The organism is Oceanotoga sp. (assembly GCF_030445905.1).
Taxonomy (GTDB): Bacteria; Thermotogota; Thermotogae; order Petrotogales; family Petrotogaceae; genus Oceanotoga; species Oceanotoga teriensis.
Window position 1 is genome coordinate 1 of record NZ_JASUSU010000074.1, and the last position, 8,255, is coordinate 8,255.

The following is an 8,255-nucleotide window of genomic DNA, read 5'->3' on the forward strand; positions in this document are numbered from 1 at the left end:
GGATTTAAAGGTCGGCTAAAATGGCTGAAAAAAATTAACCCCGTTTTATGGTCCACAGTTTTATTGCTTTTTTTTATGGGTTATGAAATTGGCAATGATGATTCTTTGATTTCTCAAATAACAGAAATAGGATTAACCGCCTTATACATTGCAGTTTTTTCAATTATTGGGAGCATTATCTTTACCTCTATTTACGAAAAGTTCTTTAAAAAGGAGAAATCTAAATGATACTGCTTTTATCTGCAGTTACTGCCGGAATAGTATCTGGTATTTACTTTAACTTCCATATACCGAGCAATTTAACAACTATCTTATTAATGTTTTTAGTTTTTAGTGTTGGGGTTGATATAGGAAGTGAAGAAAAGATCCTCTCAAAATTAAAAGCAAGCATGAAAAATATACTCTTTCAATCAATTTTAACTATATTAGGCAGTCTTACCTTTGGATCTCTGGCAATATTTTTTACGGGCTTGAATTTAAAAGAATCCCTAGGAGCTTCCGCAGGATTCGGTTGGTATTCTCTTTCAGGGGTTATGATAACCAATCTCTATTCTCCTGTTTTAGGAGCAATCTCTTTTACTGCAAATGTAATTAGAGAAGTTTTGGCGATAATTTTAATTCCTATAGTTGCAAAATGGTCTCCTTTAGGAGCAGTATCAATTGGGGGAGCAACTTCTATGGATTCAATGCTTGGAGTAATTTCAAAAAGCACCGATAAAGAAACTACTTTAATCGCCTTTGGTCAGGGAGTAATTCTTTCAATCTCGGTTCCTATTCTCCTAACAATCATTTTTTAAAATGACTGGGTTTATTTAACCGGAATGAATTTGTTTCTTCCAAATATTTGCTAAGTCTTTCTATTCACAATTTGCGCATTGCTAATATTTCTTTTGCTGCGTTGAGTAAAAAAAATCTTGAAAAATATAAGCCGATAATATAAAATAATATTAAACTATTATTGTGGGGGTGTTTTTATGAAAAAGGGAACAGAGATTTCGCTTTTTTTAGTTGTAATAATATTATTGGGGATAAGTATATTTTTTAATTACAAAATGTATGAACTGATTTCTAACAATACAACTATATTTCATGAGGAAAGTGAAAATGATTCTAAAACATTTGAAAAGTCTATACAATTATTAAAAGATGGAGACATTTTAAATGCAAATAATTATTTTATAAATTTCATTAATAAAGAAAAAAACAAATTTCAATATTTGGATAGTTACTCCAAAGAATATGTTCAAACGTTAAAAGATATACCTGATGTTTCGTTAAAAACAACATATCTAAATGATTATATATCTTTTTTATATAATCAATATCTAACAATAAAATCAGAAAATATAGATAATTTAACAGATTTAATATCTGAACTGGAAAATACATTAATTGGATATTACAATGAAGTTGAAGAAGACATGTTTCAAGATAATGAAACTATTTCTAATAATGAAATAACCGCTTATATCACGAATATTCTAAAAAAACCGGTTAATAATTTTCAAGAATATCAAGAAAATAAGAATAGTATCTATAATTATTTATACGAAGACTTTTCCGATCAAGAAGTTTTAGACAAAGTTAACACCTGGGAAGAAAAATGGGATAATTATTTTTTGATTTTAGATTTAACAGAACAAGGTAAAAAGTATTTAGATGCCTGTGATAATAAAAAAGACAATAATGAAATATATTTAGCAAAAGCAAACGAAATAAAAATGACATTAATATCTTATTTACCGCTTTTGAAAGCTGGAGAATCAGAATCAAATAAAATAATAAATGATTTTATTAATTTCTATGATAATTTCCTACTGAAAAAAGAAGAACAAATTTATAACGCTCTAAAAGCGAGAAATGATGAAATAATTGCAAGTAAGGATAAATACTATGCAAAAATAAATAACCTAAACAATTTAAAGATTGATTTAAATAATAAATATGCGAGTCTGGACTCTGAAACATATAAAGTAAAATTTGAAGAATTAAATAAAGAAATAACCTATGAAATTCAAAGTTTACAAAAAACTCTTTACAATGCTTACCAAAGATATGCCTTACAAAATTTTGAAGATTATTTCAATTATTCTAAGAGTTTAACATTGAATAGTGAAGAATCTAGAAAGTTGTTAGAATTATGCTTAGGTGATTTAGATACAACTCTACTGAATCAAGATGTAATGATGATATATAATGAAATCTATTCAAAAATATATAGTAAGTTAAACGCAGAAGAAAAAATATCCGCAAGTTTATACTTATTAGATTCTAAGAAAAAGGCATTAGAAGACTTTTAAGGGGTATAAAAATGCGAAATTTAAAAATGATAATAATAATAGTAATATTAATACCAAGTTACTCTTTTTCTGTAATGTTTGGGGAGATAGAAACAACAGAAAACACTCTGAGAATTCTATCAAACTCAGCTAGAATCATTAAAAATGAATATATTTACAACACTTCTCAATATCCAAATTATTTAATAACTCAACCTTACATAAATAACTTTAACAAGTACAAAGGTAATATATCCGAAAATATAATGGATCAATTTTTTCTAAAAGATGGTTGGCATAGAGTAATTCCATCTTTAAATAACAATGGAATAGATGGATTATATTTAAAATACAAAAATGATAGTCCAGTAGACATGATAGTTTCAGAATCAAAGTATGGTACTTCAAAGTTAGGGAACACATCTCATGGGAAACAAATGAGTCCAACCTGGATAAAGAATAATATAAGCAATCTAAAAAAAGATTTTTTAGAAATAAAATTTGATCCAAACATAGATATAAAAAAAGCTAGTGATAGTTTTGACCTTCCTATCTCCGGAAATAAAAGTGTGAAGGTTTATAGAATAAATAATAGGCTCTACATAAAAGATACTAAAAATATAGAATTAGTTAAAAAATCTATAAACAATCACGTAAAATATCTTGAAGGAATAGAAAACGGCAACCTAAATTATAGGAGAAGGCTTTTTAATTTCAACTTTGAAAACAATAATAATGTCTCAATTAAAATAATTGATATGGACAGTCAGAAAGTAACTCTCTTAAAAACTGAAAATTTTAAAAATCTTCCTCCATCGCATAGGAATGCAATTAAAAATGGAATAATTAAAAATGACATGACAGAATTAATTAAACAAGGGTATAATAAAAAAGCTGCCTATAATAAAGCTACTAAACAATTTGAAACCAGGCTAAAAAATAATGAATTACATAAATATAGCACTTCACAAATTTATAAGGTAAATCCATTATTAACAGATGCTTTAAAAATAGGATTTACATCAATTGGTATATCATTACTGGAAGAATTTATTCTAAGTAATATAACGGGTCAAAAAATAAATTGGAATAGAACTTTTCTAAGGTCCGCACTTATAGGTTCAGTTGAAACACCCATAGTACTATATTCAAGATTTGTAAAAAACCCAAGTCCTTTAGTCTCAAATTTATATATGCTAGCAGGGATTACAGCAGTTGATTTACTTTTAAGCTGGATTTCTGGAGATCTAACCAAAGAAACAATTTTAAATACCACTATTTCTTTTGGTGGTACACTGGCAGCAACTTTAATGGTTGAACCTGTTGTAAAAAGTGTTTTAATGTTTATAGCCACGAATTTTGGAGAAGCATCAACTGGTGTAGCTATTTCATCATTATCTGGTGCCGCTGCTAAAAAAGCTGCATTAGCTTGGCTTGGTGGAGGAGCATTATCAGCAGGTGGCGGCGGGATTGCTGCAGGTACAGCTTTAATTGCCGGAATTTCCGTGGGAGTTGTTGTTGTTACCATAATAGTTTATCAAGGATATAAAGCTTTTAAAAACCATCAACTAGATAATCTTATAAGAGAAGATACAATTCAATATTTAAAAGTGAAATATGAGTAAATTCCCATTGAGCTAAAGACTCAATGGTTTCCTTTCACCTTGAATTTATAAATAAATATTACATATCCAAAACATAAGCTAATCTTTTTTTATCTCTATTTTATCTTCCTCATTTAAGCTAAAACATTTTTTATTCAAAAATGTTTTATCAACAGTAAATATTTGTGCGCAGTCAACAATAGAATCTTTATTTAGATTTTTATATTTAGATTTTTCTAATTTATAATTATGAAAATACTTCAATTGATTATTTTTTGAATCACTACTTTAAAAATATATTTCTGTCAAACTGTTGAAATCCTCATTTATTCTTATATCATCATAGTCATTACTTTTATAACATTCTTTATTAGCTTCTTTAGCTAATAATTTAGCCCTATTATAGGCATATTCTGCTTTAATTTCTGATATTTTATAATCATCTAAATTTTCATTTCTATACTTAACAAAAAAATAAGGAATAATCTGATTAAATTCAGATAAAATCCAAGGAGCATCACGATGGCTTTCTTCTTCTAATTCCTTACCGTTTTTCATTTCATTTTCATGCCATACCTCTCTAATAATTTTTAATTCATTTATTTCAAAAAGGTCTAAATTAGGTTCAACAATTTTTTCTAATTTGTGAATAGTATAGATCTTATTTTCTCCTAGAACTTGTATTTTTTCTTTTTTTAAAAGTTTATTATTAACCATTTCTTCTATTATTTTTTGATAATCTTCTATAACAGGACCTCTTGGATATTTTACATAATTATAACCAGTTATTGGTTTTGAAAATTTCTCATAATATTTAAAATCAGTAAAGTATAAAAGTTTATTTATTTTTTTATACCATCAAAATTTTGAAAATTTGAAATATATAGCAGAATTAGATTAAATAATTTTGTTTTGTTTTTCTTCATAACTCCACCTCCACCTACAAATTATACCTAAGTTATACTAAAAAAATTTAAATTAAACATATTTTTACAATAATGAACTAGAGATACTTTTAATTATAATTATGACATCATTTTTTATGATTTTTATATATTGCCTCGACTAAACAAAGTGCAAGGAAAAGGAGCTTCAGCCAAATTTCTTAAAAAATTAATTTTCCGCTGAAATGCCTTTGGAGAGTTGCTGCCCTTGCAATATGTTTGTGAAATTTTCAATATAAACAGTAAATTTTAAACATTGTGATATTGATTTTTACCGCTCTCAGTATAACCGAATAACCTTTAACCTCTATCTTTTGTCTACAACTTCAATATCTCTTATGTATACCACTAGACTAAAACTCAAAATATTGCACGTATAGTCCTTAGTCAGTTGATTTTCTCTTCCAACAGAAAAACTGTTAAAGAATTATAGTTTAATTTAATAAAAGAACACTGAAGAGGTGCTACTAATGAGCTATATTAGAAAGATTACTAACAGTGATGAATTATCTAAGAAAACAGATTTACCATATGATCTAAAAAATAAACATAAATCCCTGCAAGAAGCGTTAAAAAAGTATAAAAATGAAGCATTAATCAATGAAGAAAACAGCATTTGAGGAAAATAACCTTTTTATTCCAAGTGAAGTTATAGCAGAAATAGTACATGTTTTAGAAAAAGTTTACTTATTAGACAAAAAACAAAATAATAAAATTCTTTCTGAATAAGTGGATTTTGACAATATCACTTCAAGCAATCTCTTAGCTTTATTCACACATTATTAGTTATATCTTATTTTAATTATGATATAGTATAAGTATCGATAATGATAAAGGAGAATCTTTATGCCTTATATTAGAACAGTTTCTGATTTAAGAAATAAATATAAACAAATATCAAAATTATGCCATGATGAAGACGAACCGGTATTCATAACCAAAAACGGTAAAAACGATATGGTATTAATGAGTCTAACTTTATACGAAAAAAAGAAAACTTTATATGAAAAGCAACAAGCTTTACTAGAAATATACCAAAAATTATCTGAAGCTGAAGCTGAAAGTGAATCAAGCAAAACCAAAATCTCCCATAGACAATTGATGGATGAAATGAAGGCCAAGATAAATGAGAAAAAAATATAATATTAACTATTTTCCAATTGCTCGAAAAGATTTGATCGATATTATGGGGTATATTCAGGAAGATAATCCTTATGTGGCAGTGAAATTCCTAGACCAAATTGAAGATACTGTCTATAAGTTAGAAGATTTTCCGTATCTGGAGGTTACACCTCAAGAAACTCATCTCCAATCTATAGGTTATCACATTCTAGAAATTAAAAACTATCTATTCTTCTATTTAGTAAAAGAAAACACTTTAGAAGTTCAGATCCGAAGAATTATTCGAGAAAAAAGTAAATACGATTTTTTATTATAAGTCCTTCTCAGGGCTTATTTTTTTTACAATTTTTTACCAAGGTTTAACGTCATACAACTTCAGCTATTTCTCCGTTAAGCAAACCAATGTGTACTGTCCTATTTTATATTAATTGCGACAAATAAAGAAAATATATTACCAGATATGTTATAATAAGTAAAAAATAAGTACTAATTGTGGTCAAAATCTAACTACAATTTTTCTTTTAGAAAATAAGGATGTGTAAAAAATGAAAAACATTTATAAAAACTTAACTATTAAAAACTTTAAAAGATTTAAGAACTTAGAAATAGAGGGCTTAACTGATATAAATTTGTTTTTTGGTGACAATAATATGGGGAAAACTTCAATAATTGAAGCTGTTTTTGCTCACAGCTGTGGGTACAATATTAATGCTCTCGTGAATAATTTATTATTGAAAAGACAAATGGGATATTTTAATGGTATATATGATTTTGGTGAGAACTTTATAAATTTATTCAACAAAGAAAATAATAACTTCTACAATATGAAATTTTCTATCAGTACAATTAGTCAAAATGATCAAAAATCCATTATAGATTATAAATTTACACCATCAGACATTTTAGAACCATTGAACGATGATTATGCAAATATGAATGCTAATAAAATTGATTATAATATAAATAATGAATTAGAAAATAATAAAATAGAGAATCAAAATGTATATTTAGGAAACTTAAAAGTAAAAATAAATGGTCAAGAAAAAGAATTTAAAATCAATTTCCCCTTAAATATTCCATCACAAGAGCCTTTAAGAAGTTGTGTTTATCATGATATTCTTGACCATAGAATACCAGGAAGAACTATAAACATATATGGGGCTCTTAAAAGAAAAAATAAAATGAAAGAATTTATCGAAGAAATTCAAAAAATATATCGTGAAATACAAGATATAGAAGGAATACCGCTTCCAAACGGAGTAATGAAAATATATATAACTTTAAAAAATAAAAGGGTTTCCTTTTCAGATCTTGGGGATGGCTTTAGAAGATGGTACTATATTATAGGGAGCATGGTTTTATACCCAAAATCAATACACTTAATAGAAGAAGTAGACGCAACATTCCATCCAAACTCTATTCCCTATTTTGCAGAAACATTATTTAATTATTCAAATAACTATGAGAATCAAATCTTTATGACTTCTCATAATCAAGAATTTTTGCACATATTTTTAAAAGCTTTCAAAAATAAAGAGTTTCTAGAAAAAAATATTTCAATATTTACATTAAAAGAATTAGATAACGAACTGAAGATACTAAAATTAACTGGGGAAGAGGCTTTAATAAACATAGAAAAATACAATATGGAGTTAAGATAATGAAAACATTTATACTCTGTGAAGGAAGAACAGACAGTCATTTAATAGGTTTTTATCTTGAAAGTGCTAAAAAAGCTAAATTAGGATGTTATTTATCTATATATTCACCAGACTGGTCCTTAGATAAAATAACAGACAAAATTAAACAAATTGACTGGAAAAACCTTAAAGATATCAATTCAATATACGAAAAAATAGTTCAAGGACTATAAAAAGCGATTATTTCTCTATCTTTCATCTAAATTTCATGAGCCTTCAACACCTTTTGGACTATCTGTTCTTTAGTATATTTGTTATCTTCTATTTCCTGTAAAAATCTCAAATCATCTTCATCTATTCTATACCCTTCAATTTCCATAGTATTTTTAACGTATTCAATTTTATTCAAAAAAGATCTATCTTTTTTTGTTGGCATGCTAACCTCTCCTACATTAATCGCACATTACTTTGGTTAATAAATAATAATTATTTCCATTTTTTATTCTCTGTAAAACCAAATACTCTCTGGTTTCTATCTTTTGTCTACAACTTCAATATCTTTTCCTGTAGCATTTAATAGTTTTTGAACAAAGTCAATTCTTGGGTTTACTAAACCTCTTTCAAATCTTGATATTACTTGTTGTTGTACTCCTATTTTTGCAGCTA

At 26.8% G+C, this 8,255-nt stretch carries 14 protein-coding genes; 10 read left to right on the forward strand and 4 right to left on the reverse strand.

The window, feature by feature from the left end:
• From PWP28_RS13465 to PWP28_RS13480, 4 genes are all read left to right on the forward strand, one after another.
• Positions 1-228 (forward strand): LysO family transporter (locus PWP28_RS13465; RefSeq protein ID WP_308644982.1); only part of this gene is annotated, 228 nt, incomplete at its 5' end.
• Positions 225-797: a lysine exporter LysO family protein gene (locus tag PWP28_RS13470; RefSeq protein ID WP_121567345.1), complete on the forward strand. Its 573-nt coding sequence runs from the start codon at positions 225-227 to the stop codon at positions 795-797. The genes PWP28_RS13465 and PWP28_RS13470, both read left to right, overlap by 4 nt.
• 177 nt (positions 798-974) lie before the next feature.
• On the forward strand, positions 975-2,300 hold the full coding sequence (locus PWP28_RS13475) for a hypothetical protein (RefSeq protein ID WP_121567344.1): 1,326 nt from the start codon (positions 975-977) through the stop codon (positions 2,298-2,300).
• 11 nt (positions 2,301-2,311) lie between these two features.
• Positions 2,312-3,904 carry a hypothetical protein gene (locus PWP28_RS13480; RefSeq protein ID WP_121567343.1) on the forward strand — a complete coding sequence of 531 codons (1,593 nt, stop codon included), beginning with the start codon at positions 2,312-2,314 and terminating at the stop codon, positions 3,902-3,904.
• Positions 3,905-3,982: 78 nt separating this feature from the next.
• On the opposite strand, the gene PWP28_RS13920 is transcribed toward PWP28_RS13480, so the two are convergent.
• Both PWP28_RS13920 and PWP28_RS13485 read right to left on the reverse strand, forming a co-directional pair.
• A complete protein-coding gene (locus PWP28_RS13920) occupies positions 3,983-4,147 on the reverse strand; it encodes a type II toxin-antitoxin system PemK/MazF family toxin (protein WP_121567342.1) in 165 nt (54 codons plus the stop codon).
• 24 nt (positions 4,148-4,171) lie between these two features.
• Complete coding sequence (locus tag PWP28_RS13485) at positions 4,172-4,729, reverse strand: Panacea domain-containing protein (protein WP_121567341.1); 558 nt, start codon at positions 4,727-4,729, stop codon at positions 4,172-4,174.
• A gap of 568 nt (positions 4,730-5,297) precedes the next feature.
• Here PWP28_RS13485 and PWP28_RS13490 point away from each other — a divergent pair.
• The 6 genes from PWP28_RS13490 (at position 5,298) to PWP28_RS13515 (ending at position 7,822) form a co-directional block, all read left to right on the forward strand.
• Positions 5,298-5,447 carry a hypothetical protein gene (locus PWP28_RS13490; RefSeq protein ID WP_158584840.1) on the forward strand — a complete coding sequence of 50 codons (150 nt, stop codon included), beginning with the start codon at positions 5,298-5,300 and terminating at the stop codon, positions 5,445-5,447.
• Positions 5,428-5,556, forward strand: coding sequence for a type II toxin-antitoxin system VapC family toxin (locus tag PWP28_RS13495; RefSeq protein WP_147429929.1), 129 nt, complete (start codon positions 5,428-5,430; stop codon positions 5,554-5,556). Before PWP28_RS13490 ends, PWP28_RS13495 begins: the two co-directional genes overlap by 20 nt.
• A 117-nt stretch (positions 5,557-5,673) precedes the next feature.
• Positions 5,674-5,970 carry a type II toxin-antitoxin system Phd/YefM family antitoxin gene (locus PWP28_RS13500; RefSeq protein WP_121567340.1) on the forward strand — a complete coding sequence of 99 codons (297 nt, stop codon included), beginning with the start codon at positions 5,674-5,676 and terminating at the stop codon, positions 5,968-5,970.
• Positions 5,954-6,265: a type II toxin-antitoxin system RelE/ParE family toxin gene (locus tag PWP28_RS13505; protein ID WP_121567339.1), complete on the forward strand. Its 312-nt coding sequence runs from the start codon at positions 5,954-5,956 to the stop codon at positions 6,263-6,265. Before PWP28_RS13500 ends, PWP28_RS13505 begins: the two co-directional genes overlap by 17 nt.
• A 229-nt stretch (positions 6,266-6,494) precedes the next feature.
• Entirely contained in the window at positions 6,495-7,610 is a 1,116-nt protein-coding gene (locus tag PWP28_RS13510) for an AAA family ATPase (RefSeq protein ID WP_308644983.1), read from the forward strand.
• Positions 7,610-7,822 (forward strand): hypothetical protein, encoded by a 213-nt coding sequence (locus PWP28_RS13515; RefSeq protein WP_121567337.1) that lies wholly within the window; start codon positions 7,610-7,612, stop codon positions 7,820-7,822. The genes PWP28_RS13510 and PWP28_RS13515 overlap by 1 nt, the downstream gene beginning before the upstream one ends.
• Positions 7,823-7,848: 26 nt before the next feature.
• On the opposite strand, the gene PWP28_RS13520 is transcribed toward PWP28_RS13515, so the two are convergent.
• Positions 7,849-8,025, reverse strand: coding sequence for a hypothetical protein (locus PWP28_RS13520; RefSeq protein WP_308644984.1), 177 nt, complete (start codon positions 8,023-8,025; stop codon positions 7,849-7,851).
• 96 nt (positions 8,026-8,121) lie between these two features.
• On the reverse strand, positions 8,122-8,244 hold the full coding sequence (locus PWP28_RS13925; RefSeq protein ID WP_374045502.1) for a helix-turn-helix domain-containing protein: 123 nt from the start codon (positions 8,242-8,244) through the stop codon (positions 8,122-8,124).
• Positions 8,245-8,255: the final 11 nt, after the last annotated feature.